The organism is Nitrospira sp., assembly GCA_016715825.1.
GTDB lineage: Bacteria > Nitrospirota > Nitrospiria > Nitrospirales > Nitrospiraceae > Nitrospira_D.
This window is the reverse complement of record JADJXO010000002.1, coordinates 64569-90137: the sequence shown is the minus strand read 5'-3', so window position 1 is coordinate 90137 and position 25569 is coordinate 64569. Positions and strand designations below refer to the sequence as shown.

Below are 25569 nucleotides of genomic sequence, written 5' to 3'. Positions count from 1 at the left end.
GCTGCTCGGCATTTCCCCGCACAAGACACAGACAATCCGATCCATATTGCAGCAACTTAACAAGATGTACCACCCTTGTCTTGCATGGATACGAAGAAGCGTTGCCTTTTCTCCGCTAGCTTCATAAGATACGAAGCACTACCTACCCACTGCACCAGGTGGAATAAATCGAAAGGGGATCTCGATGCCCACACGGTTGCGCGACAGACTCCCATCATCATTTGAGCCGACGGTCAATTCAGCCCTTGAGAATCTCCGCCGCGATCGTGTCATTGATCGTGTCTGGGCAAAAGATCATCGTGTCTGGAAGGACAATCCCAAAGAGATCAGCGACCGGCTTGGGTGGTTGACCGTGCAGGATCAGATGCAGCAACAGCTGCTTCAACTGCATCATTGTGTATCGGTGGCGAAGGAGATGAAGGTCAAGGATGTCGTGCTCCTGGGAATGGGAGGCAGCAGCCTGGGACCGGAAGTGTTCCGTACGGTCTTTGGATCGAAGAAGGCCGCTCCTCGTCTATGGGTTCTAGACTCGACCGTTCCTGGCTGGGTTCGACTGGTGACGAAGGCCATTTCCCCATCACGAACACTCTTTCTCGTTGCCAGCAAATCCGGGGGAACGATCGAAGTGATGTCCTTGTTCGGTCATTTTTGGAAACTGGTCGCACAGGCCAAAGGCAATCATGGCGGAAAACAATTTGTCGCGATCACCGACCCTGGGACCGGTCTTGAGCAACTGGCAAAGGAGTACGGATTTGGGCAGACCTTCACCAATCCAGCCGACATCGGCGGGCGTTATTCCGTTCTCTCTCTCTTCGGTCTTGTCCCTGCCGCACTCCTGGGTCTGGATATCGCTCGGCTCTTGGCCCGTGCAACTGGCATGGCGGAGCGATGTCGGAACCAGGACGATGTGGAAGCCAATCCCGGTTCCTATTTGGGAGCCGCGATGGGGAGCCTCGCGAAAACCGGGCGGGATAAAGTCACAATCATCGCCTCACCCGCTCTCGCCACATTCGGTCTATGGGTCGAACAGCTCCTTGCCGAAAGCACAGGCAAAGAAGGGACGGGGCTCATTCCCATTGCGCAGGAACCGGTCCTGAGGCCACAGGCCTACGGGAACGACCGACTCTTTGTCTATCTGAAGCTCAAGGGAGAAAGGAACGGAGCGCTTGATCGAGCGGTTCAAGCCCTGATCAAGGCACAACATCCGATCATACAGTTCGATCTTCGAGATCGCTATGACGTGGCCGGCGAATTTTTCCGATGGGAGTTTGCAACGGCCGTCGCCGGGCACCTCCTCGGCATTCAGCCCTTTGACCAACCGAACGTTCAGGAGAGTAAGGACAATACCAATCGAGTCCTGGACGCGTATCAATCGACCGGACGACTCCCGGAGCAGACCAATATCGATCCGAAAGGTGTCGCACCAGATTTTACGCACCATCTGCAGCCCGGCACCTATGTCTCAGTGCTGGCGTATACAACACCATCACGATCATTCGAAACGGCGATGAGCCGACTGCGCAAAGCTCTAATGAGCAAGCACCGAGTCGCCACCACATTTGGCTATGGCCCACGGTATCTGCACTCGACAGGCCAACTTCACAAGGGCGGGCCCAACACGGGCGTCTTTCTCGAATTGGTGGATCGCATGAAGCCAGACCTGGCAATCCCTGGTAAGCCCTTCTCGTTCGGTACACTGGCGCAAGCACAGGCAGCCGGTGATCTCGCGTCGCTCCGTGCGCACCATCGTCACGCCATCCGAGTCCAACTCGGCCCGGATCCAGCTGCCACGGTAAGCCGCATCACGGCTGCTCTTCGGCCATCACCGCCACGACGACGAGCGACGGTGAAGACACGCCGTCGAGTCACTCGCCGCTGATATGGCCGCCACTCCAGAAATTTGTGTCACCTGTCAAGAAGACTGGGCCCAAAAGGCGGCTGCAGTCATCCTGACCATCAGTGAGCAAGCGATTAAATCCACCGGTCGATGCGTAATCGCCCTCTCGGGTGGATCGACACCAAGGACACTCTACCAGACCATCCGAACACCAGAATGGAACACCCGTTTCAATTGGTCGCGTATTGTCTTTCTATTTGGAGACGAGCGGTGCGTCGCGCCAGAACATCCCGACAGTAATTATGGAATGGCGCAGCGTGAACTGTTTCAGCCGTTGAACTTGTCCCAAGATCGGATTCATCGCCTGAAGGGTGAATATCCAGATCCAGCCGTGGCAGCTTCGGAGTATGAGCGAACTCTTCGAGATGTGACGACCTGTCCGGCGCCAGCGATCCCTCGTATCGATCTGGTCCTGCTCGGCCTCGGAGACGATGGCCATACCGCATCACTCTTCCCAGGCACCGCGGCGCTGCAAGAGCAATTCAAACTCGTGACGGTTGGCCAGGCCCCGACGGGTATTCGTTCGCGCCTCACCCTCACCCTAGGTGTGTTGAACCAGGCGGCTGTGGTACTGTTCATCGTCACGGGAGCCGGGAAGGCACAGATGCTCCACAGGGTCATCGAGTCGGACGCAGAACATTCGCTGCCCGCTTCGAGAGTTTCGCCCGATAATGGACGACTCGTGTGGATCCTCGACCAAGCCGCCGCACAACACCTGACCACGCAACCAACGAACTGAGACGACACATGATTTTAGCCGGCGACATCGGTGGGACGAAAACGAACCTTGCCCTCTATGAATGGACCAGCGAACGGGTGCAACCGATACGCCTGGAAAGTTTCCACAGCGGTGATTACACCTCTCTCGAAGATATCCTTGTTGAGTTTCTGACACCGCCGCAACCGCCTCGGCCAGTGGAATCCCTGGAGACTGAAGGTAGCAACGAGGGTGAACAAGCCGACAGGCCAGCCACTGAACGGCTAACGCTCGCGGCAGCCTGCTTCGGCATCGCCGGACCAATCATCGACAATCGCTGTCAAACGACAAATCTCCCTTGGATCGTCGACGGACGGGCGATTGCCAAACAGTTCGAGATTCCACGAGTTCAATTGCTCAATGACCTGGAATCCACCGCGTACGGTGTGCTGTGGCTGCGTTCCGATGAGCTGGAAGTGCTCAATGCAGGCGATCCACCGAAGAAGCGGCAGGCGCTGGCGCTGATCGCGGCAGGCACGGGGCTCGGTGAAGGTATCCTGTTCTGGGACGGCAAAGCGTACCGTCCGATGCCGTCCGAAGGCGGCCATGCGGATTTTGCCCCAAACAACGACCAGGAAATCGAACTGCTTCGCTATCTCCGCAGCCAGTATCTCCATGTGAGCTACGAGCGCATTGTCTCCGGCCCAGGCCTCCATGCCGTGTATGAATTTCTGCGCGACACGAAAAAGAACGAGCCGACGTGGTTGGCAGAAAAGATCAAGGTCGGAAATCCGGCTGCAGAAATTGCTCAAGCAGGATTGCAGGGGCAGGCCGAGATCGCTCAGCAAGCCCTCGACCTCTTTGCCTCAATTTATGGGGCTGAGGCCGGAAACCTTGCCTTGAAGGCGCTCTCGCTCGATGGTGTCTATGTGGGCGGCGGCATCGCCCCAAAGCTCATCACCAAACTCCAAGATGGCACCTTCATGAAAGCCTTTACGAATAAAGGTCGTTACAAAAAATTGATGAGGCAGATGCCTGTGAAAGTCATCATGAACCCACACACCGCTCTCTTGGGGGCCGCGTCCGTCGCAGCGGCCCTCTCGCATGCTCCCGCGCCATGACGTCCCACGATCTCGATCGCTTCAAGAAAGCTGCCGCGTTACGCGCTGTGGAATTTGTCCGGAACGGCATGGTCGTCGGACTCGGGACCGGGTCAACTGCCAAACATTTGGTGCTCGCGCTCGGCGAACGCGTCCGAGCCGGTATGAACCTACGCGGGGTGCCGACATCCCAAGAGACTGCTATGCTGGCCAGAGAATCCGGAATTCCCCTCCTCGATTCAGAAAATCGCTGGGAGATCGATGTCGCCATCGACGGGGCCGATCAGGTGGACCCAGACCTCAATCTCATTAAAGGCGGAGGCGGAGCGCTCCTGAAGGAAAAGATTGTGGCAGCCTCAGCCAAGCAGTTCATCGTGATGGTCGATCATACCAAGCAAGTTCCTGTACTCGGTGGATCCTTCCCTCTCCCTATCGAGGTGATCCCCTTTGGGTGGGGCAGCACGGCCCACGCGATTGAATCATTGACCAACAGTCGTGTGATCCTTAGAGAGCGCAACGGAATCCCATTTAAAACCGAGGCGGGGAACTTGATCGTCGATGTCCATATCGACCGCATCGCTCAGCCAGGTGAACTTGAAACGGCTTTGAACCTGATCCCCGGCGTCGTGGAAACCGGCCTGTTCGTCGGTCGAACGAACGTTTTGATCGTCGGCACGCCTCAAGGGGTCCAGACCCTTCATGTGTCGCCTAAACGATGAGGCCATCAACCGTAGAGAGATGTTATGGCGGTTGGCGAGACAGACGCGTCTCTTTCTGTGCTTTCCACTCGCTCACGCAGTAATCCCACGATCTGAATCTTCCGGCGCTACAACGACTACCATCGTGCCCAATGGAGTTGAGATGAATGACAACCTTCACGGAACCAGCGATCTTTACCGACTCCCTCGACATGTGATTCCTACCCGTTACGATTTGAGGCTTGAGCCGGACCTAAAGGCCGCCACATTCACTGGAAAGGTCAGCATCACCCTGTCAGTCAAGCAGGAGACCCAGACCATTCTTCTGAACGCAACCGATCTCCATATCTCATTCAATGGAATCGAAGGGCAGAACGGCAAGAAGATCGCAGCGGAAGTTGAATTGGAACCAGCCCTTCAACGTGCACGCATCTCGTGTCATCCACCTCTTGCCAGGGGTGAATGGCGGCTGCATCTCTCTTTTCACGGAACACTGAATAATCAGTTGAGAGGGTTCTATCGCAGCACCTACAAGGACGCGTCGGGCACGGTACAGACTCTGGCGGCAACGCAGTTCGAAGCCACAGATGCGCGCCGCGCCTTTCCCTGTTGGGATGAGCCGGATTTCAAAGCCGTCTTCTCAACCACGCTCGTGGTCGATCCACCACTTACGGCTATCTCGAACACATCGGTTGTTTCTGAGTCGATCGAGCAAGACAAAAAGGTGGTCCGGTTTGGCGAGACGATTAACATGTCAACGTACCTCGTTGCGTTCGTCGTCGGTCAACTCCAACCAACGGAACTCGTCTTCGTCGGCCAGACACCGCTGCGAATTTTAACAGTCCCGGGGAAGCAGCACCTTACCGTGTTCGGCCAGGAGATTGCCGTGGCGTCGTTGAAGTTCTTTGAAGACTATTACGGCATCCCCTATCCAGGCGACAAACTCGATCTGGTAGCCATTCCCGACTTTGCCTCCGGTGCGATGGAGAATTTTGGTGCCATCACATTCCGTGAAACTGCACTCCTCGTCGATCAGAGGTCCGGTACCCACGCCGAGCTTGGACGGGTTGCCGATGTCGTGGCCCATGAAAATGCTCATATGTGGTTTGGAGACTTGGTCACGATGTCCTGGTGGAACGGCTTGTGGCTGAACGAGGCCTTTGCGACCTTAATGGAGATGCTGGCAGTCGATGCGTGGAAACCTGAATGGAAACGGTGGGAAACGTTCAGTGTCGCTCGTGCAGCGGCGTTCTCGGTAGATGGCTTGGTGAGCACGAGGCCCATCGAATTCCCCGTGCGGGCGCCGAAAGATGCGGAGGCAATGTTCGATGTCTTGACCTATGAAAAAGGGGCGTCGGTCCTTCGGATGCTGGAACAGTACATCGGACCAAACGTGTTTCGTGACGGTGTACGGCAATACCTCCGCACCCATGCCTATGACAATGCCGATACCAAGGACTTATGGACGGCTATCGGCGCAGTCGCACGCCAGTCGGTGCCTGAACTAATGAATGGCTGGATTTTTCAACCTGGTTTCCCGCTGGTCACCGCTGAGGTGAAGGGCCAGACCCTTATCCTGTCACAGCGGCGGTTTACCTATCTCAAGCAAGAAACAGCGGAGGAGTTTTGGCACGTCCCAATCCAGGTTCGTCTGATGACTGACGACCGTGCCGAAGAGCAGCGGTTTCTCTTAACAGAGCGGGAAGCGACAATGCCGCTGCCGCGTGGCATAACAGCCTTGTTGATCAATGCGGGAGGGCATGGCTTTTACCGGGTCCACCATCGTGGGGCCCTTCTCCAGCAATTGCTCGATCATGGCCGTGACCATCTGGCGCCGATTGAACGGTTCAACCTAGTGAGCGACGTCTGGGCCACGACGGTGGCTGGAATCATACCGCTGGGCGACTATCTCACACTTACTGCACGGTTCAAGAACGAGCGGGACAAAAATGTCTGGGCCGTCCTCCTCGACTCATTCTCATTTCTGAACAGGATCATCGCGCCTGACGACCGCCCATTCCTCGAAGGCTTGGTGCGTGAGCGCGTGGGGCAGGCCGTCAAGGATCTCGGTTGGGATCCGAAGTCGGGTGAGTCCGATCTCGTCCGACAGTTGCGTGGCGACCTCCTTGCTGCCCTTGGGCGCAAAGGGAACGACTCGGCAACGCAACAGGAGGCGGTGGAACGGTATCGGCGATATAGAAACGACCCCTCAGCCGTTGATCCGAACATCGTGCCCGCGCTTGTGAGCATCTTGGCCTATATCGGGGACGAGGCCCGCTACGAGGAGTTTTCCGAGCGGTACCGAAAGGCCTCCACTCCTCAAGAAGAACGACGCTACCTCTTCTCGTTAGCCATGTTCCGCTTGCCCGAATTATTGTCTCGAACATTAGCCAAGACGACTAACGGGGAAATCCGTACGCAGGATGCGCCCTTTATCGTCGCAGCTACGATGACGAATGTGTATGGTCGCGAGCTAGCCTGGGAGTTTGTGAAAACGAACTGGGATGAGATGGACCGGCTCTTCCCGAAGCAAGGCCTCCGGCGGATGTGCGGAGGAATCGTGGGACTCGCCACCCCAGAGCTGGAACAGGATGTCAGGAATTTCTTTATCTCCCGGAACATCGGTCTTGGTGGGAGAACGTTGGATCAGTACTTGGAACAGCTCCGTATTGCCGTGGCCCTTCGAGAACGAGAAGGCAATAGCATACAGGTCACCCTGGCCAACGCAGCTCAACCGATCTTTTCAGCTTCATAGTAATTGTTTTCGCCTTCATCGACGTGAGTGCGGATTACACGAAAGCCTTCACGCTCGAGGGTGCGAGTGTAGGTGGCCCGACCGAGTGACCAACACTCAAGACCCGTTGTGATATCCTGCCAGGTCCCCATTTCGACAGGAGCCGTGAAGAGAAAACGCCCTTGCGGCCTTAGAATCTCCGATACTCGATGAAGGAAGGCCAGCTGCTCATGTTCAGGAAGGAGCAATAGGAAGCCGATCGAGGTGACTGCATCGAACGTGCGCCCAAAGTAGTCACAGTCCAGGGCGGATGCGCATTGTGTGGGAATGGCTGGGAAGCGTAATCGAAATTGTTTCATCAATGTGGGCGATGAATCGATGGCCCATACCGTGAGTCCGGAGTCCACGAGGACTCGCGTAATGGGATACCCTCCACCGCAGGCGATTTCGACGACACTACTACCGAGAGGGAGAGATCTTGCCCAACTCTGAACAATTCCGGTTCCTACACGAGATCGATCTCGAACGTCAAGGTACTTCAACGCCTGGGTTTCATAGAAACGGGCTGCATCCGTCATACAGTTATTTCCTCCACCAGGAAGCAATGGCTAAATTGCGAGATTCTAGCTCGATGCTTGTCCCAGCAACTATGCGATTCGGCAAAGAGACTGCTAAGACCACCGCCCCCTTACTCGTTTGCATGAATCATTGACTCTCACCTTAAGTAGGATTTGTATAATGGCTCACCTCAAGCCAGAGGTCAAATACATGGTCGTACAGGGTTATGCAATCTTCTCTTAGCACGATTATCCACGGCTAGTACCTCTGAGCACCTGTTACGTATATGCCCTCTGTTGCTCCAAGCACGGACGCTCGATAGAATTCTCAGCGAAGGGGTAACTGATGGGGGGCAAAACATCCAATATCACCTGCCCGACTTGCCATGGAGTAAAAGTTCGCCTGGCAACCAGAAAAGGCCTGTCGGATGTCCTGCTCGGCGGGTTCACCATTTATCCGTTCCGCTGCCAGCTCTGCGCCGAACGGTTTTGGGAGTTTCTCGGTCGACGGACACTCAATCCTCGAAGGAGTTTCGATCGGGTGGACGTGTCGTTCCCGACTTGGTTTCGAATACCACGGACTCCAGGCTCGCCACGAGTTGGTCAGGAAGGTGTGATCGAGAATCTCTCCATTCGTGGGTGCCGGATTCGCACGACTGCTCCACTCCTCATCGGCTCCCGAGTAGAACTGGAATTTCAGTATTCCAACGATTCGCTCCCCATCACCATTGCGGAGGCAGTAGTCCGCTCTTCAGTAGGGAAGGGTGCGATCGGCTTGCGATTTACCCGTCTCCACAGGGGAGAAGAGCGGAGAATCAGGCGTATCATCGATGTGTGGTTGCCTGAACCCATGCCGTCACGCATATAACCTCCATATCTCCAGACGAGCATGAGGTCTGCGTACTATTCCTGCCGAAGGACGGCCAGGGGGGGGTGCCCAAGAATTCGGTAGGTGCTAAGAAAACCCACCAGCAGGGTCAGTGTGACCGTGGCCAGGAATCCTATGGCCAACACCCCCGGTTGGAGGCTCCAGGAAAGGTCGAACACGGTCTCAAGGACCGCCCAGGATAATACGCTGGCAAGCGCAATTCCCAGAAGCCCACCCAGGGCTCCCAGCATGGCATACTCGAGGGCGAACGAGCGGGCGATCACGCCGCGTGTCGCGCCCAAGGCTTTGAGAATCACGGATTCGTACAGCCGACGAAACCGAGTCGCAGCTAAGGCCGCTGCCATCACCAACCCCCCTGATAAGACACAGAACAACGCGACAGCACGGATGGCAAGGGACAATCGATCCAGCACCCGAGCAAAACTATCGAGTACGTCGCCGATATTGATTGCAGTGACATTCGGGAAAGCCGCCACGATCGCTTGCTGGAGAGGTACTTCATCTGAGGGAGCCACGCGAACGGTGGCAACGTAGGTATGCGGTGCTCCCTCAAGCGCACCCGGTGAAAAGATCATGAAGAAGTTGGTCGACATGTTCCCCCACTCGACCGATCGAATACTGCTGATCTCACCCGCGATGGGTACGCCTTGGATATCAAATTCGATCGTATCGCCCACGGTAACACCGAGTTGCTTCGCGGCGTCCTCTTCCATCGAGATCAGTGGTTTGGTGAAGACTTGCTCTGGTTTCCACCACGTGCCCTGAATCACCTTGTTGTCTTTGGGCAGGTCATGAAGGAACGTCAGGACATACTCTCGTGTCAGAAACCACCGCTTCCGACGTTCTTCTTTCTGGGCTGCTTTGTTCCCCTGCTCTTCTTCTTCCGACAACGGTTCAAACTTCACCGACTCGTTCTTCACGGCGGACAGTCGCGAGCGGACCAAGGGAGTTAACTGAGGAGTTGGGTCTCCGGATCGCTGGCGCAAGAGACGCACCATTCCTTCTGCCTGATCCGGCTGAATATCGATGAAGAAAAACGTCGGGGTGTCTATCGGTCGATTCTCACTCACCTGCTCGAGCAATGACCGTTCGACAAGCGAAACGGTCGTCACGACCATCACACCGATGCCAATGGCGATCGTGATGCTCACCGCCTGACTACCCGGCCGAGTCACATTCCCTACGGCTTGGCGGAGCGACAGGTGCTCGGGGCGCGGCCATTTCTTGACGACGAAAAGGACTGCGCGGGCCGATACCCCTAACAGCAGCACGGCGGCTGCAAACGCCAGAATAAACAACAGACCGACTTTCCACGATCCGGCCTGCCAGATCGATAAGAGCGCCAATCCGAGACCAATTCCAATCGCCACGACCAGCTTAATCGGGTCAAGATCACGCCAAGCTCCCCACCATCTGGTCCGTACCGAACTGGACATCTGGGAGGAGGAGGCAATCTCACGGCGAAAAATCCGCGCGGGTTTGACGTCTCGGATCGTCAGCAACGGCCATAGGGTAAAGAGCAACGTCGAGAGCATGCCCAAGGCCAGTCCCTTCAACAACGGAGCGAACGAAAGGCCCAGCCATCCATTTCCGAAACCTAATTGGTCGAGGAGATCCGAGGCCATGACAGCGGCCATCACCCAGGGAAGACCCAGGTGGAGGGCCATGCCGATGAGCAAGCCGACGAGGCTTCCGATTAGACCCAGCATCAGGGCTTGTAATCCATAGGTCAGCACGATGGTTTGGGAATCCGCACCGACCGTCTTCAGAATCGCGATCGTGTTCATCTTTTCCCGCACAAAGGCATGAACCGAAGTGGCGACTCCGAGGCCTCCGACAAACAGGGCGGTCAGCCCGATGAGGCCCAGATAGCGGGTCAACTGTTCCAAGGACTGCTTCAGTTGCGGCTGAGCTTCACGGTAGCTCGAGACACGAGCTGATTCCGATGTCAGTCGACCTCGTAATTCGTACAGCAGAGATTCAGGCGGCATCCCACTTGGAATTCTTAACAGGAACCGTTCACGAACCCTACTGCCCACCTTAACCAGGTCAGCCGTGCGGAGTCCCGCTTGCGACATCAGGACTCGCGGGCCCAAACTGAAGGCGTTGGCCATGCGATCCGGCTCCGTTCTCACGATACCGGTAATCACGAACTGCGCTTGTCCAATTTTCAGCCGATCGCCGACCGACAATCCCATTCTGATAAGCAGAGCCTCTTGCACGACGACCCCAAAACAGGCGCGCTCTGGACCATCCCGATCTTGCTCGCGAAGCAATTCTCCTAACCGAGTGTCAGGCTCAATGCGGAGTGAGCCGTACAACGGATATTCTGTTTCGACGGCCTTGAGTTCCACGATCTGTGTCGGCTGACCAACACTTGTAGGTTCCGCGCGTGCCGCCATCGCGACAAGCTCACTGACATGTGTGTGTTCGATGCCGCGCGCATCCAAAGAATCCAAGACCTCCTGGCCTTGAGGACCGATGGGCCGGGATAGCCGAATCTCAAGATCGCCACCCAGTAGACCACGTGCTTCTTTCGTCACGGTTCGCTCTACCTGGGTGCCGAACAGAGACACTCCCGTCAGGGCGCCAACGCCGATGGCAATACAAACCAAAAAATAGAGAAAGTGTCGCCAGGCGGCACGCGTCTCACGCCAGGCCATCTTGACCAAGAACCTTGTCATGAGCCGAATTGGAAGGGAGCCGCGGTTAGGGACAATCGGTCTGACCGTCGGGAGTCAGTCGATCTGCCATCGATGAATGATGGGTCGGAGGACATGCGATCGGAGTCCAGGTGCCCATCGCGGAGCGACAGTACGCGCTGCATTGAAGAGGCCAACGTGGTGTCGTGGGTCACGAGGACAAGCGTCGTCCCGTGATCCCGGTGGAGAGCCAACAGCAATTCGACGATATGAGAGCCGGTCGTGCTATCGAGGTTGCCCGTTGGTTCATCCGCCAGCAAAATCGGCGGACGACAGGCAAAGGCGCGAGCCACGGCCACTCGCTGTTGCTCCCCACCGGACAATTGGACCGGATAATGTCCCATGCGATCGGACAACCCCACTGCGGAAAGTAAATCAGCCGCGCGATCACCGGCCTGACTCTCCCCGCTGAGCTCGAGTGGAATCGCCACGTTCTCTATGGCTGTGAGTGTGGGAATGAGATGAAACGACTGGAAGATGTAGCCCACCTTTTCTCGTCGGAATCGGGCCATCCGGCTTTCAGCCATCGTGGTGATGTCGGATCCGTCCAACTCGATGGATCCGCTGGTCGGCCGATCAAGGCCCGCCATCAAGCCGAGCAGCGTCGATTTACCGCTCCCAGACGGTCCCACGATTGCAACCGTCTGTTTCGCCTGGATTTGAAAGCTAATACGGTCCAGGATGGTGACCGAACGCCCTCCCGCAGCCAAGACCATCGACACATTTGTCACGGTGATCATTGAAACCCTATTCCATTCCCTCGGTTCATGTGTGTAGAGAATGATATTATACAGGACGAGGAGGGGGAGCAAACGTTGAGTGTCATTATGCGACGGCGAAAAACATTTCGCGAAATATTGTTGCCCGCAGTGATGCTCGTCCTGTGGCCCTTCGCGGTGCATGCGACCTCTTCTTCTGCATCGGACACAAGGCCGCGGATTGTGGCCTTCGGGGACAGTCTCACGGCCGGGCTTGGGGTCCAAGCCAACGAAGCCTACCCTGCCCAACTGCAGCGGAGATTGGACGATCTCAGATATCCCTATCGAGTCATTAATGCCGGTGTCAGCGGAGACACCACGGCCGGCGGATTGAGGCGTGTGCCGTGGATCCTGAACAATACGCCCGAGCTGGTAATCCTCGAATTAGGGGCGAATGATGGACTTCGCGGGCTGGATGTCGATCAAGTCAAACATAACCTGCAACGGATTATCGAGCGATTGAGAGAAGCCGGTGCTACCGTGGTCTTGGCCGGCATGAAGCTCCCACCGAACTATGGACAGGATTACACGACGCGCTTCGAAGCCATCTATCCGGCACTGGCACAAGAATATGGTTTAGCCCTCATTCCTTTCTTTCTCGACGGAGTGGGAGGCGCCTCCTCGTTGAATCAAGCCGATGGTATTCATCCAACCAAGGAAGGCTATGAAATCATTGTGGAGCAGGTGCTCAAAGCCCTCAAACCTGTGTTGAGCAAACCTCTACATGACCCCTGAGTGGCCCAAGAGTCTACTCGCATGCTCGATCACTGGCTGAAACCGGCAAGAAATCAGGCAAGCGGACGCACGCCAGATCTAGAGATCGTTATGACTTCTTGAAGAACGTGTCGTAGACGCCGTACGCGAGGATCCCCCCGATCAGCACATAGTACAAGCCCGTAATGCCACTATAGTCCGGAGGTCCTTCGCCCTCTGGCGCATTGGCCAAGACAGGCAGTGCCTGGGCCAACAGAATACCCATGATCGCACTCGCATGCGAAAGTAACCGCTTCATTGTTGCTCCCTCCAAGGTCTGACAATCTAACGAGAGCCGCATTTTACTGGACCTGAATCGGAAGGCGCAAGAGGGATCCATATGGGGGAATGTCATGCACGGTGGGTCATTCCGAATCTTTCAGCATCGGCTTAGCCGTAGCGATGAGTGTCTGGGCGAGTTCTTTGATCGATCCGGCGATCTTTTCGAACTGCGAATCCTGCTGGAGCAGATCACTTGTCGCTAACCGCATTTGTTCCTCATACGCGACCATTTCGATCGCTAAGTGAGCCACCTTGGTGAGCCGATCCTCATGGGTCGCGATCTTGAGCCGAAATTCCTCGGCTGTCATCTGTGCGACCTTCGCCTCGTCCATCGAAATTTGGAGTTCCTCGGTCACCCGTCGCACATGCGTTTCCCGATCCCGCATTTCGGCCCTCAGCCTTGTGACGGCTTGATCACTTGTGCGACGGCCTTCCGCCAAGTGGCAAATGGCATGGGTCCAAGCCGAAACATCCGGAGAGGTATATTGAGGAGGGTCCGGAAGTTGTCCTTGTGCCTGGATTGCTAGCGTCGCCGATGGAAGCCATTCCATAAGCTTGACGACGTCACTCAATGTCACTTCAGGGATAGATGAGCTGTTCCCAGCGGTCTTTCTGCTCACAAAATGAGCTGGCTGATTTGGAGGAGGTGAGTCTTGTGGAGCATCGGCGTTCGGTTTTGGCTGGGACCATCGATGGTACTCCAGCAGGACCCCAATGCAGTGGCGGCACATGGGTTCTTCCGATAGCGTGCAAGAGCACTTGGACAGGAGATGGCCATCTTTCAGACGGATGGTCTGCTCGTACAGGCCGGCATTACCGATTACGGCCGACGTGATCTGGGCATCGTCGGCTTCCGCGATCCGGACCCGATTCTCGGTTAAGTATTGCTGAGCAATTTGAAAGGCCGACGCTTCCGAGACCGCTTGGATCATCTGGGGATCCAGCAAGCCGAGTCGTTCAGCGCTGCAGGGAATCTTGTTTCGCATCGTCGATGCCGAAGCAGTCCATGGCTTTTGATGGCCCCAGTCTGCCGGGCGAAGTGAAAGGTGTCAAGTATTGCCTAAATAATGAGTGGGAAGGTATCCCCAGCCTCAGGAGCTGATAGAACGCTGGAGGGATTCTCTACCGGCAGGGCTTAACAGAGCGTGCCTTGTCCATCGGCGTCAGCCAAATGTAGTCCGCGATGGGTTCTTGGATGAGCGAGCGCACGTCCCCAGCTTTACTCGAGTCAAAAGAGAGCAGATAGATCGTCGCCTGTTTGACCTCTCCGTCCAGCCGCCTCGCGACGCGCTTCGGCACAGGAAGTCCGTATTGGACGTGGCCGGCTCCGGTGTAGCTTACGATTATGCGACGGGTACCGGTTTGATCGCGGCGGAGCTCTTCTTCCCTCAGGACCAGCGTCTTGGCCATACCTTCGTCGCGTACCATGGATGCTTCGTACATAGTGCGATAGTGCTCCGGGGACCCTCCATGGCACCGCTGGAGTTGATCGAAGATCTTCTCGCGATAGGCGGGATCGTCGACAATCTCTTCTTGATCAAGCCCCCATGTAGCCCATTCAGGATCCTGTTTGGCCTGATCGAGCCCGAGTTTCACGACATGGCGAATCAATGGCTTGGGTGGGTTCATGGCACGGACGGATACATGTCGGTCGCGGGCGAATGTGAGCAAGGGCACGTAATCTTCAAAAGCGCCACCCCAATTTTGTTTCCAACGCACCTGTTCCAAAAACTCATTCGTGACAGGTTGGGTGGTCGAAACATAGCTGTCCAGAGCCGCTTGACCATCCCACCCGAACATCTCCATGCCGATAGTGGGTTCAATCCCATCCTCAACCAATTGCGTCAGCACCTTCAAGGCCGCTTCGATGTGGTGGGGGTTGTGGTGTTCTTCTCCTAGATAGATGATGTCCTGCTGTTCCAAGTCTTTTATCAAGTCGGGAAACGAGATGACCTGACCGGTTCGGGTGTCTAGGATTTCCCAGGGCTGCCATCCGATCTGCAGATTGGGACCAGGGCCGCCCCCACGCTCCATCGCGCATCCGCTTGGGAACACCAGCAGGAAGACGGATAGACTCAGTGTGGCGACGGATCGCCAATGTTCAAAAACAATGGGGCTGAATGGGATGTACATGAGACCACTCCTACCATACCGGTTGGATTACGAACAAGCTGATTGACCATGAAGTTTCCATGCGACTATGCTCAGATCACAGATACCATCCATATGGTGCCACACGCGTCTGCGCATGTTCCATAACTCCTGATCCGCTCGCTGAGTTCCGCTACATCCGAATCCGCCGAAGAGCCATCTTCCTGGGAGTTCCTGCGAGTAGTACCGCGCGTAAGTTCTCTGCCATGAGCGAAGAGGGTCCGCCCTGGATGGTCACCCTCGTTCCAGCATAGCGATCTCGGTCCGCAACCTGAGCGGCACAAAAAACATGAATAATTGACCGATCTTAGACCTCTTGTTAGACTTTGACCGTGTCCGATCACCGAGTCTTTCTACAGCGATCTCCCGCACGCTAGTCCCAATATGAATTCACCACCGACCATTCGAGATATCTTGGAGAATATTGCCCAGGTTATCAAAGGGAAACCTCATGTCATCGAGATGAGCGTCGTCGCCCTTTTGGCTCGAGGACATCTGCTCCTGGAGGACGTCCCCGGGGTCGGGAAAACGACGTTGGCCCATAGTTTGGCCCGGTCACTAGATTGCTCCTTCAAACGGGTTCAGTTCACGAGTGATCTGTTACCGTCGGACATCGTCGGTGTGTCAATTTTTAATCGCCAGAAACAGGCGTTTGAGTTCATCCCAGGTCCGATCTTCGCCAACATCGTCCTGGCTGATGAAATCAATCGAACGACGCCGAAAACTCAGAGTAGTCTCCTGGAAGCGATGAGCGAGGCGCAGATTTCGTTCGACAATAAGACCTACCCATTAAGCCAGCCCTTCATGGTCATCGCGACCCAGAACCCCTCAGAATATCATGGGACATTTCCGCTTCCAGAATCGCAACTCGATCGCTTTCTCATGCGGCTTCGTATCGGATACCCGACGCCTGAAGAAGAGCGAAAGGTGTTGGAACGCCCGCAATCATTGCATCCGGCTGAACAGCTCTGCCCATTGCTTACAGCACAGGATGTCCTTGAGTTGCAGGGCCAGGTCGATAGGGTTCGTATGGAAGAGAGCATCACCGACTACCTCCTTGCCATTGTCCAGAGTACAAGACAGTCGGATCTCTTATCCTTAGGCGTGAGTACGCGCGGCGCGCTGGCGTTAAGCCGGGCGGCCAAGGCGCTCTCGTTTGTTCGCGGTCGGACCTATTGCCTGCCGGACGATGTGAAGGAGTTAGCCCCCATCGTGTTGTCTCATCGCATCATGGTGGCCCGTGCACAGGGTTCACGCCAGCGAAGCTCGGAACAGGCCGAGCAGATCATCCAGGATTTAGTGGAGTCGATTCCAGTCCCTGTCTAACGCGCTCCTGACATGAGCTGGTCGGCATGGAGCTGGTGGAATATGCCGCTTCAATTACCCGTCTATGTGCGCCGATCGTTTCGCCACCGGTCCACACGGGTCACGTCCGAAGGCCTTCAGTTCTTGATCTTTACCCTCGCGATCGGTATTGCTGCCATCAATACCGGGAACAATCTGTTCTATCTCCCCCTCGCTATGATGCTGAGTCTGATTTTGATCTCAGGGATCGTCGCGGAATACTGCCTGCGACGGCTGGAATTTCACCGCCATCTTCCCGATCTCATCATGGTCAATCACCCGGTGACGGCCACGCTGGTGGTGAAGAACCGAAAATCGAGTCTTCCCAGTTATTCTCTGGTGATCGTCGATATCAGTGACGGTCATGATCTGGATCGCGGAGTCACTCTTCACCACTTGCCGGCCGGTGCCAGCCGGTTGGTATCGTATCCGTTTCTGGCACGGCGACGTGGGAGGTTACATTTTGAAGGGGTTCGCGTTGCGACGGAATTCCCCTTTGGACTATTCATGAAGAAGGCGTTGTACCAAGTGGAGGGTACGGTCATTGTGTATCCGGAGATCACGCCGCTGAGTGAGACTCTGCTCCGAGGTCTCATGAACGCCGGCCAAGAGCAGGCCCTTCATCGCCGGGGCCATGGGAGCGATCTGTATAACCTGCGCCTGTACCATGCCGGAGATGACTCTCGGAACATCCATTGGCCGACGACCGCGCGCACGTCGCAGTTGACGGTCCGAGAGACCGAAGCCGAAGAACAGCGCCGAGCGACCATTCGGCTGCCGACCGCCGTTCCCGCAAGCCACGATGCGGCATTTGAGCAAGCGGTCTCCATGGCTGCGTCTCTGGTTCAGCACGTGTCGCACCGGGGCTACCTCGTTCGGCTCATCGTGGGGTCGTCCTGCTCCGAATTCAGTCAAGGCGACGCCCACCTCTACGACCTGCTGCGGATGCTCGCGCTCTGTGAACGATGTGTGCCGACCGAAGGAGTCGATGCGAGTGACCACTATCAGGTCGAGGACTCCGAAGGCGAGGGAGGGACGGAGATCGTGGTGCAGTCGTGGGGTGGAATTACAGATATGCAGCCAGATCACCCGACGATCCTGATCAACGGTCAGCCCGTCATCGGAGGAGTCCATGGCGTATAGCCAGGCCCTTCGTCTGACGTCAATTCTATTGGCGGCGGTATCATTCATCGGACTGACACTCGGTTCGGGGTTGCCTGCCTGGCTGGCGGTCTTCACCGGGGCGGCCCTGATCATTGTGCTCGTTCGACACGTAGCAGCCGGGCCCATCGTGCATCTGATGCCGCATGGGCTGTTTTCACCCGCTGGCTGGAACCTTCTGGTCATCATCGGGTTTCTGGGGTTTTGGGTGGACTTGTTTTTGGTGTCAGGCGAACTCCTGCCGGCGGGCATTCATTTTCTCATGATCCTTATGGTCACTAAGCTGTTCAACCTCAGGCAACGCCGGGACTATCTCCATCTCTATGCCATCAGTCTCGTTGCCATTTTGGCATCAGGGTCCATCACAACGGATCTCTGGTACCTCCCGATTTTTCTGCTCTATCTCGTAGCAGGGGTATGGACGCTGATCCTGTTCCAGATTACGAAGAGTGCCGGGGACAAAAGCGTCTCGCTGGCGAGTGCTCCCTCTGTTCAGGTTGAGTCGCCAGGTCGAGTCACGCCTCAGCTCTTTTGGCTTGCAAACGGACTCGCGCTGGTTTGTTTCGGGATGACCGTGGCGATATTCTTTACGATTCCTCGACTCAGTGCGGGCTTTTATCACAAAGGGTTTGGGGAGAATATTCGGACGTCTGGTTTTTCCGAGACGGTCAACTTGGGTGCGATCGGACCAATCAAACGCGATCCCAGTGTCGTGATGCGGATCGAGGTAACACATCAGGAACCCCACTCCTTGGACCGGTTGTATGTGCGAGGGCTCGCCTTCGATCAATATGACGGCAAATCGTGGACGAATCGATTGGGCTACAGGCGGAACTTGAACGAAGAACATCCCGGGACGTTTCTCATCCGTGGGCAGCAAGGTTCGGCGGGGTTAAAGCTTGGTGACACCATCCAGCAGAACATCATCCTGGAATCGCTCGATACAGCCGTCCTCTTTGCCGCACCCTTTGTTGAACGAATCAGCGGAAAATTTCCGGTGGTCCAGTCGGATTTAGCGGGGTCAGTATATCTTCCCTTTCCTAGCGCCTCCCGTATCGAATACTCCGTCGTGTCGCGATCCAATCCCCTGCTCCCGGCCGATCTTGGGTCCGATGCGCCGTTGTACCCAGAATCATTCGCCAGACATTTCTTGCACCTCCCCTATCAGTCCGAACGAATCGGGAGATTATCAGAGGACATTACACGCTCCCAAGCCGGCCCGTATGAAAAAGCACATGCCATTCAGACATACCTGACTCGCAACTATCGGTATAGTTTGGATGCGCCGCTTGCAGGCTTGGATCGGCCGCTTGAAGAATTTCTCTTCATTCGTAAAACAGGGTATTGCGAGCACTATGCGACGGCTATGGTGATCATGCTGCGGATGGTAGGAATTCCGGCCCGGCTCGTTACGGGATTTCTGGCCACGGAATGGAATGAGTATGGGAACTACTACGTGGTGCGCCAGCAGGATGCCCATGCATGGGTCGAGGTGAACCTGCCGCATTCCGGTTGGATCATGATGGATCCGACCCCGCCGTCCAATGAAGTCGTCAGAAACGAATATCCTGCATGGCAGGCCTTAGGACGCATTGTGGACAGCGTCAAACTGCAGTGGAACAGGTTTTTTGTCCAATACAGCGCGGGTGATCAACTGGCTGTCGTTCGAGAATTGAAAGCCGGTGGGAAATCGGTCGGCCATAGAACCCTCGACTCCCTGGCCACCATCCTTAGTCCCTTCACTCGACTGCTCTGGATGATTCCCGATCAGCTTTTCCGAGGTAGCATTCAGCCACAGGCGGCCATTGTTGGTGGTACGGTTCTTCTTCTCATCATTCTGCTCTGGCTGGGCATGAAAGGAATCAAGGGTAGGATACGTGTCGATAAGAAGATCACACCGCAAGAGCAGCGTATCGTCGAGCTCTATAAACAGATGCTTGCACGTCTGGCCGACAACGGCATCGCAAAGGCAGCCGGCACCACGCCGTGGGAGTTAGTTCATGTCACCCACAGGAGATGGGGTGAAGCCAATTCCGCTGTAGCCTCAATCACGGAGCTTTACTGCAGAGCTCGGTTCGGTGGATTCCTTCTGACGGATGAGGAACTTCAGATAGCGAAAGACAGGCTTACACAGTTGGCGTCGTTAGAGAAACCCTGACAGAAATCGTGAAATAAGTGGATTGACACTTATACCACAGAGAAGAGAGCCTGAATGGAGCGGGAAAAGGGATTTGAACCCTCGACCCTCGCCTTGGCAAGGCGATGCTCTACCACTGAGCTATTCCCGCTCGAGAGGCGCAGAAGGTGCGGAGTGTACTGAGCTCGCAGGACACTGTCAAGCCACGAGTTGACGAGAGTAAGTCATAGGCGAAACCGGTAACAAGAGTGAATACATTACCTTATCGTAACACGGTGAATTGTGCAGGCGGTCACATAATATAAGTTCTCAATATCTAATAAAATAATGAGATCAATTCTGGTCTTCACTGTTCTGGTATCTCCAAATATGATACGTAAACTACTCAAAACTGATCGCTGACCGCCTATGAGGAGCACGGGCGAATAAATTAAATAACCTCAATCCATTCGAATGGTTAAGAATAAGCACGAGTGATATCGAGACCAACAGATCTCAGTGGTTTGAATATTGCGAGATACATAGGTTGCAACTGGTGAGGGTTAGTGCTACATACCTGTTGCTTTTTTAAAAACAATAAGACGATTTTCCAAGCTTGTAAGTCAACAAATTATAGGAACTGACCAAAAAGAAAACGAAAAAGTCCTTCAAGTTTAAACGTGAGGAGGTATCAACGATGTTCTTGTCGCGTCGACAATTTCTAAAGGTTTCTGCAGGCACGGTGGCTGCCGCAGCCGTGGCTGACAACGTCCTGGCATTGACGGCCCTTCAGCCGGTAGTCGAGGTTGGAAACCCACTGGGAGATTATCCTGATCGCTCGTGGGAGCGCGTCTACCACGATCAATACCGCTACGATTCATCCTTTACGTGGGTGTGCTCGCCGAACGACACGCACGCCTGCCGCGTCCGAGCGTTTGTGCGGAACGGAGTGGTCATGCGTGTCGAACAGAACTATGACCACCAAACTTATGAAGATCTTTATGGAAATCGCGGAACCTTTGCCCATAACCCCCGGATGTGCTTGAAGGGGTTTACCTTCCACCGACGCGTGTATGGACCGTATCGATTAAAGGGTCCGTTGATGCGGAAAGGGTGGAAGCAGTGGATGGATGACGGGTCTCCTGAGCTCACTCCGGAGACCAAGCGGAAGTACAAGTTTGATAGTCGATTCCTCGACGATATGCTCCGCGTGTCGTGGGACACGGCCTTCACCTACGCGGCCAAGGCGATGATTGTGATTGCTACACGGTATAGCGGCGAAGCGGGAGCACGGCGTCTCCGCGAGCAGGGCTATGCACCGGAAATGATCGAAATGATGAAAGGTGCAGGCACGCGGTGCTTCAAGCATCGGGCCGGAATGCCCGTGCTTGGTATCATCGGCAAGATGGGTAACACCCGCATGAACGGCGGAATCAATGCGCTGCTGGATACCTGGATCCGCAAGGTCGGTCCGGATCAGGCTCAGGGCGGACGGTATTGGTCAAACTACACCTGGCACGGGGATCAAAATCCTTCACATCCGTTCTGGTCCGGCGTGCAAGGGTCTGACATCGACCTCTCCGACATGCGCTTCTCCAAGCTGAACACCAGCTGGGGAAAAAATTTCGTTGAAAACAAGATGCCGGAAGCGCACTGGAAGCTGGAGTGTATTGAACGTGGAGCCAGAGTCGTCGTCATTACCCCTGAGTACAACCCAACCGCATATCGTGCGGACTATTGGATGCCTCTCAGGCCGCAATCGGACGGCGCCATTTTTCTGGGCGCCATGAAGATCATTGTCGACGAAAACCTACACGACACGGATTTCTTGAAGCAATTTACCGACGCCCCCATTCTGGTGCGCACGGATACCTTGCAATATCTGGATCCGCGTGATGTCGTGGCGGACTATCAATTCCCTGACTTCTCGAAGAGTTATTCGGGGCGCATTCAATCCTTGAAGCCGGAGCAGATTCAGCGACTGGGCGGCATGATGGTCTGGGATCTCAATAAGAAGCAGGCGATTCCGCTCCATCGGGAGCAAGTCGGTTGGCACTATACAAATAGCGGCATTGATGCCGCTCTTACCGGCACGTACCGGGTCAAGCTGCTCAATGGACGTGAAATTGATGCGATGCCAGTCTGGCAGATGTATCTCGTGCATTTCCAGGATTACGACCTGGATACCGTCCATCAAATCTGTCGGACGCCGAAGGATCTCCTCGTGCGGTGGGCCCGTGACTCAGGCACGATTAAGCCAGCAGCCATCCACAACGGTGAGGGTGTCACGCACTACTTCCATATGACCCCAAACGGACGAGCGGCCGCGATGGTACTCATCATCACCGGCAACGTCGGGAAGTTCGGAACCGGGCAGCATACCTGGGCCGGTAACTATAAGGCTGGAACTTGGACTGCAACGCCCTGGTCTGGAGCGGGTCTCTCTGTGCACACGGGCGAAGATCCATTCAACATTACATTGGATCCGAACGCCCATGGTAAGGAAATCAAAACCAGGTCATACTATTACGGCGAGGAAGTCGGCTACTGGAACCATGGTGATACGGCCTTGATCGTCAATACCCCCAAGTATGGACGAAAGGTGTTCACCGGGAAGACGCACATGCCGACACCGAGCAAGCTTCGTTGGGTAGTCAACGTGAACGTCTTGAATAACGCCAAGCACCACTACGATATGGTGCGCAACGTCGATCCGAATATTGAATGTCTTATTACGCAGGATATCGAGATGACGTCCGACGTCAACCACAACGATATCGCCTTTGCCTGTAACTCCTGGATGGAGTTCACCTATCCAGAAATGACTGTGACCGTTTCCAATCCGTGGGTCCAGATTTGGAAGGGTGGTATCCGGCCGTTGTACGACACTAGAAACGACCTCGATACCTTTGCCGGTGTGGCAGCCAAGCTGTCGGATATGACCGGCGACAAGCGGATGCGCGATTACTTCGCCATGGTCTATGCCAACCGTGTCGATGTGTACGCACAGCGTATGCTTGATGCGTCCAGTACGTTCTACGGCTATTCTGCCGACGTTATGCTCAAGTCGGAAAAAGGCTGGATGGTGATGGTTCGTACCTATCCACGGCATCCCTTCTGGGAGGAGACCAACGAGTCGAAGCCGATGTGGACCCGCAGCGGTCGATACGAAAACTATCGGATCGAACCCGAATCCATCGAGTACGGGGAGAACTTCATCTCCCATCGTGAAGGTCCAGAGGCGACACCGTACTTGCCGAATGCTATCTTCACGACGAATCCGTATTGCCGACCGGATGATTATGGGATCCCGATCACCGCACAACACCACGATGACAAGACCGTGCGTAACATCAAGTTGTCATGGCACGAAATCATGCGGCATTCCAACCCGCTATGGGAGAAGGGGTATCAGTTCTATTGTGTCACACCAAAAACCCGTCACCGGGTCCATAGCCAGTGGTCGGTGAACGACTGGGTGCAGATATATGAATCCAACTTCGGCGATCCCTATCGGATGGATAAACGGACTCCGGGAGTCGGCGAACACCAGATCCACATTAATCCGCAGGCAGCCAAGGACCGTGGTATCAATGACGGAGACTACGTGTATGTAGATGGCAACCCGGTTGACCGACCTTATCGAGGTTGGAAGCCGAGCGATCCCTATTACAAAGTCGCTCGCTTGATGATTCGGGCAAAGTACAACCCATCGTATCCCTATCATGTGACCATGTCCAAGCATGCGCCGTTCGTGTCGACGCCTAAATCAGTGAAAGGACATGAAACTAGACCGGACGGTCGAGCCATCGCGATCGATACAGGGTATCAATCAAATTTCCGGTACGGAGCGCAGCAATCCTTTACGCGTAACTGGCTCATGCCGATTCACCAAACGGACTCTTTGCCGGGCAAACATGCAATCGCCTGGAAATTCAAGTGGGGCTATCAGGTCGATCACCATGCCATCAACACAGTGCCGAAGGAATGTCTCATCCGCATCACCAAGGCGGAAGACGGCGGCATCGGAGCTCGTGGTCCGTGGGAGCCTGTACGAACGGGATTCACACCGGGTCAGGAGAATGAGTTCATGATCAAGTGGCTCAAAGGCGAACACATCAAGATCAAGGTCTAACTGCAAGGCAAACTGAAAGCGTGGGTGGTGGCTCGGCGTGGGCCCCACCACAGGCTTCGAACATTGCCACTGACGAATTACGGAGGAGACTATGCCTGAAGTATATAACTGGCAACTGGGACGAAAGATGTTGTACCCCTATGAGGAACGACATCCGAAGTGGCAGTTTGCCTTCGTCTTCAACATTAATCGCTGCTTGGCCTGTCAGACCTGTAGTATGGCTGATAAGTCGACCTGGCTCTTTTCCAAGGGACAGGAATACATGTGGTGGAACAACGTGGAAACCAAGCCCTATGGTGGCTATCCACAGTTCTACGATGTCAAAATTACCCAGCTGATTGAACAGGTCAATCCTGGAGGGCAGGTCTGGAACGTCCGTGTGGGACGGAAACATCATGCTCCCTATGGCGTGTTCGAAGGAATGACCATTTTTGATGCCGGTGCCAAAGTCGGGCAGGCAGCGATCGGGTATATCCCGACGGACCAAGAATGGCGCTTCGTCAACATCTATGAAGACACTGCCACCTCCATGCGGGCGTTGGTCGAAGGGATTGATAAGACGGGTTTCTCCAAAGAGGAACCGTGGAAAATGACCGGGAGCAGTCTCCCGGAACATGAGACCTTCTTTTTCTATCTACAGCGCATCTGTAATCACTGCACCTATCCGGGCTGCTTGGCAGCTTGTCCACGCAAGGCTATTTATAAGCGTCCGGAAGACGGCATAGTGCTGATCGATCAAAACAGATGTCGAGGTTATAAGAAGTGTGTGGAACAGTGTCCCTACAAGAAACCGATGTATCGAGGAACCACCAGGGTCAGCGAAAAGTGCATTGCGTGCTATCCTCGTATTGAGGGAAAAGATCCATTGACTGGTGGTGAGCCGATGGAAACCCGCTGCATGGCAGCCTGTGTCGGGAAGATTCGTATGCAGAGCCTGATGCGCATCGGCGATGATGGGCTCTGGGCAGAGGACCGGTGGCATCCGCTGTACTACGCCATTCGTGTGGAGCAAGTGGCGCTGCCGCTGTATCCGCAATGGGGCACTGAGCCAAACGGATTTTACATCCCGCCACGCCATTCGCCGCGCGGCTATGCCAGACAGATGTTTGGTCCTGGCGTAGATAACGCGATTGAGAAGTACCTGGTCCCGAGCCGGGAACTATTGGCCGTGCTCCAGTTGTGGAGAGCCAGCCAACAGATCGTATTCCGCTATGATGTTATTCCTGGTCCGAAAGTGTTTGAAACCCAGATCCACGGGAAGCGGTTCGAGATGTACAACGACACCGTATTGGGCTTCAACAAATCCGGGAAAGAAGTGGCACGTGTGCAGGTCGAAGAGCCGATCTACATCCGGCCGGCCGAGCGCGTGACCTGGTTGTAAGTCGACAAGGATCGATACAGAGTTCAAGGGGCGGGTCTTCCAAATGGGGGCCCGCCTCTCTACATTTATAGAGAGGTCTCCTGGCAAACATGATCGCGTATCTACCGGAGCGGAAGGTGAGCTATGTACATCCAGCGTGTAGTGGTAGAGTCAGATTGTCGGTGCACACCAGTCTTTCGGCTCAGCGTGTACTAGATAGTCCGTGCACTTGACG

Annotated in this window: 18 protein-coding genes and 1 tRNA gene; 12 read left to right on the top strand and 7 right to left on the bottom strand. The window is 55.2% G+C overall.

The genetic code is table 11. From position 1 onward, the window contains the following. The first annotated feature begins 184 nt into the window (after positions 1-184). From IPM58_06480 to IPM58_06460, 5 genes are all read left to right on the top strand, one after another. Complete coding sequence (locus IPM58_06480; protein MBK9306728.1) at positions 185-1879, top strand: glucose-6-phosphate isomerase; 1695 nt, start codon at positions 185-187, stop codon at positions 1877-1879. A gap of 1 nt (position 1880) precedes the next feature. Beyond that, on the top strand, positions 1881-2636 hold the full coding sequence (pgl, locus tag IPM58_06475) for a 6-phosphogluconolactonase (protein MBK9306727.1): 756 nt from the start codon (positions 1881-1883) through the stop codon (positions 2634-2636). Between the two features lie 8 nt (positions 2637-2644). Next, the gene (glk, locus tag IPM58_06470) at positions 2645-3715 is read left to right on the top strand and encodes a glucokinase (GenBank protein MBK9306726.1); all 1071 of its coding nucleotides are present in this window, start codon (positions 2645-2647) and stop codon (positions 3713-3715) included. After that, a complete protein-coding gene (rpiA, locus tag IPM58_06465; protein MBK9306725.1) occupies positions 3712-4413 on the top strand; it encodes a ribose-5-phosphate isomerase RpiA in 702 nt (233 codons plus the stop codon). Before glk ends, rpiA begins: the two co-directional genes overlap by 4 nt. Before the next feature lie 142 nt (positions 4414-4555). Beyond that, positions 4556-7147, top strand: coding sequence for a M1 family metallopeptidase (locus IPM58_06460; GenBank protein MBK9306724.1), 2592 nt, complete (start codon positions 4556-4558; stop codon positions 7145-7147). Here the strand turns inward: IPM58_06460 and IPM58_06455 are convergent. Further along, a complete protein-coding gene (locus IPM58_06455; protein ID MBK9306723.1) occupies positions 7123-7704 on the bottom strand; it encodes a class I SAM-dependent methyltransferase in 582 nt (193 codons plus the stop codon). The genes IPM58_06460 and IPM58_06455 overlap by 25 nt on opposite strands. Positions 7705-8029: 325 nt before the next feature. Between IPM58_06455 and IPM58_06450 the strand changes: the two genes are divergently transcribed. Then, positions 8030-8551 carry a PilZ domain-containing protein gene (locus IPM58_06450; GenBank protein ID MBK9306722.1) on the top strand — a complete coding sequence of 174 codons (522 nt, stop codon included), beginning with the start codon at positions 8030-8032 and terminating at the stop codon, positions 8549-8551. A 35-nt stretch (positions 8552-8586) separates the two neighbouring features. Here IPM58_06450 and IPM58_06445 read toward each other — a convergent pair whose 3' ends face one another. Together IPM58_06445 and IPM58_06440 are read right to left on the bottom strand one after the other, a co-directional pair. After that, the gene (locus IPM58_06445) at positions 8587-11256 is read right to left on the bottom strand and encodes an ABC transporter permease (GenBank protein ID MBK9306721.1); all 2670 of its coding nucleotides are present in this window, start codon (positions 11254-11256) and stop codon (positions 8587-8589) included. After that, positions 11253-12014 (bottom strand): ABC transporter ATP-binding protein, encoded by a 762-nt coding sequence (locus tag IPM58_06440; protein MBK9306720.1) that lies wholly within the window; start codon positions 12012-12014, stop codon positions 11253-11255. The genes IPM58_06445 and IPM58_06440 overlap by 4 nt, the downstream gene beginning before the upstream one ends. A gap of 132 nt (positions 12015-12146) precedes the next feature. Between IPM58_06440 and IPM58_06435 the strand changes: the two genes are divergently transcribed. Next, positions 12147-12767 (top strand): arylesterase, encoded by a 621-nt coding sequence (locus IPM58_06435; GenBank protein ID MBK9306719.1) that lies wholly within the window; start codon positions 12147-12149, stop codon positions 12765-12767. Between the two features lie 88 nt (positions 12768-12855). Here IPM58_06435 and IPM58_06430 read toward each other — a convergent pair whose 3' ends face one another. The 3 genes from IPM58_06430 to IPM58_06420 all read right to left on the bottom strand — a co-directional run bounded on the left by IPM58_06430 (position 12856) and on the right by IPM58_06420 (position 15200). Continuing rightward, positions 12856-13044, bottom strand: coding sequence for a hypothetical protein (locus tag IPM58_06430; protein ID MBK9306718.1), 189 nt, complete (start codon positions 13042-13044; stop codon positions 12856-12858). A gap of 106 nt (positions 13045-13150) precedes the next feature. Then, the gene (locus IPM58_06425) at positions 13151-14053 is read right to left on the bottom strand and encodes a hypothetical protein (GenBank protein ID MBK9306717.1); all 903 of its coding nucleotides are present in this window, start codon (positions 14051-14053) and stop codon (positions 13151-13153) included. A gap of 136 nt (positions 14054-14189) precedes the next feature. Further along, complete coding sequence (locus IPM58_06420) at positions 14190-15200, bottom strand: ChaN family lipoprotein (GenBank protein ID MBK9306716.1); 1011 nt, start codon at positions 15198-15200, stop codon at positions 14190-14192. A 402-nt stretch (positions 15201-15602) separates the two neighbouring features. Here IPM58_06420 and IPM58_06415 point away from each other — a divergent pair, with 402 nt between their 5' ends. From IPM58_06415 to IPM58_06405, 3 genes are read left to right on the top strand one after another with little or no spacing between them, the layout of a single operon-like run. Beyond that, entirely contained in the window at positions 15603-16544 is a 942-nt protein-coding gene (locus tag IPM58_06415; protein MBK9306715.1) for a MoxR family ATPase, read from the top strand. Between the two features lie 42 nt (positions 16545-16586). Next, on the top strand, positions 16587-17705 hold the full coding sequence (locus IPM58_06410; GenBank protein ID MBK9306714.1) for a DUF58 domain-containing protein: 1119 nt from the start codon (positions 16587-16589) through the stop codon (positions 17703-17705). Further along, positions 17695-19881 (top strand): DUF3488 domain-containing protein, encoded by a 2187-nt coding sequence (locus tag IPM58_06405; GenBank protein MBK9306713.1) that lies wholly within the window; start codon positions 17695-17697, stop codon positions 19879-19881. The genes IPM58_06410 and IPM58_06405 overlap by 11 nt, the downstream gene beginning before the upstream one ends. A gap of 55 nt (positions 19882-19936) precedes the next feature. Here IPM58_06405 and IPM58_06400 read toward each other — a convergent pair. Then, positions 19937-20011 (bottom strand) — tRNA-Gly (locus IPM58_06400). Between the two features lie 525 nt (positions 20012-20536). On the opposite strand from IPM58_06400, the gene IPM58_06395 reads away from it, so the two are divergent. Continuing rightward, complete coding sequence (locus tag IPM58_06395; protein MBK9306712.1) at positions 20537-23974, top strand: molybdopterin-dependent oxidoreductase; 3438 nt, start codon at positions 20537-20539, stop codon at positions 23972-23974. A 91-nt stretch (positions 23975-24065) separates the two neighbouring features. After that, entirely contained in the window at positions 24066-25355 is a 1290-nt protein-coding gene (locus IPM58_06390; GenBank protein ID MBK9306711.1) for a nitrate oxidoreductase subunit beta, read from the top strand. The last annotated feature ends 214 nt before the right edge of the window (positions 25356-25569 follow it).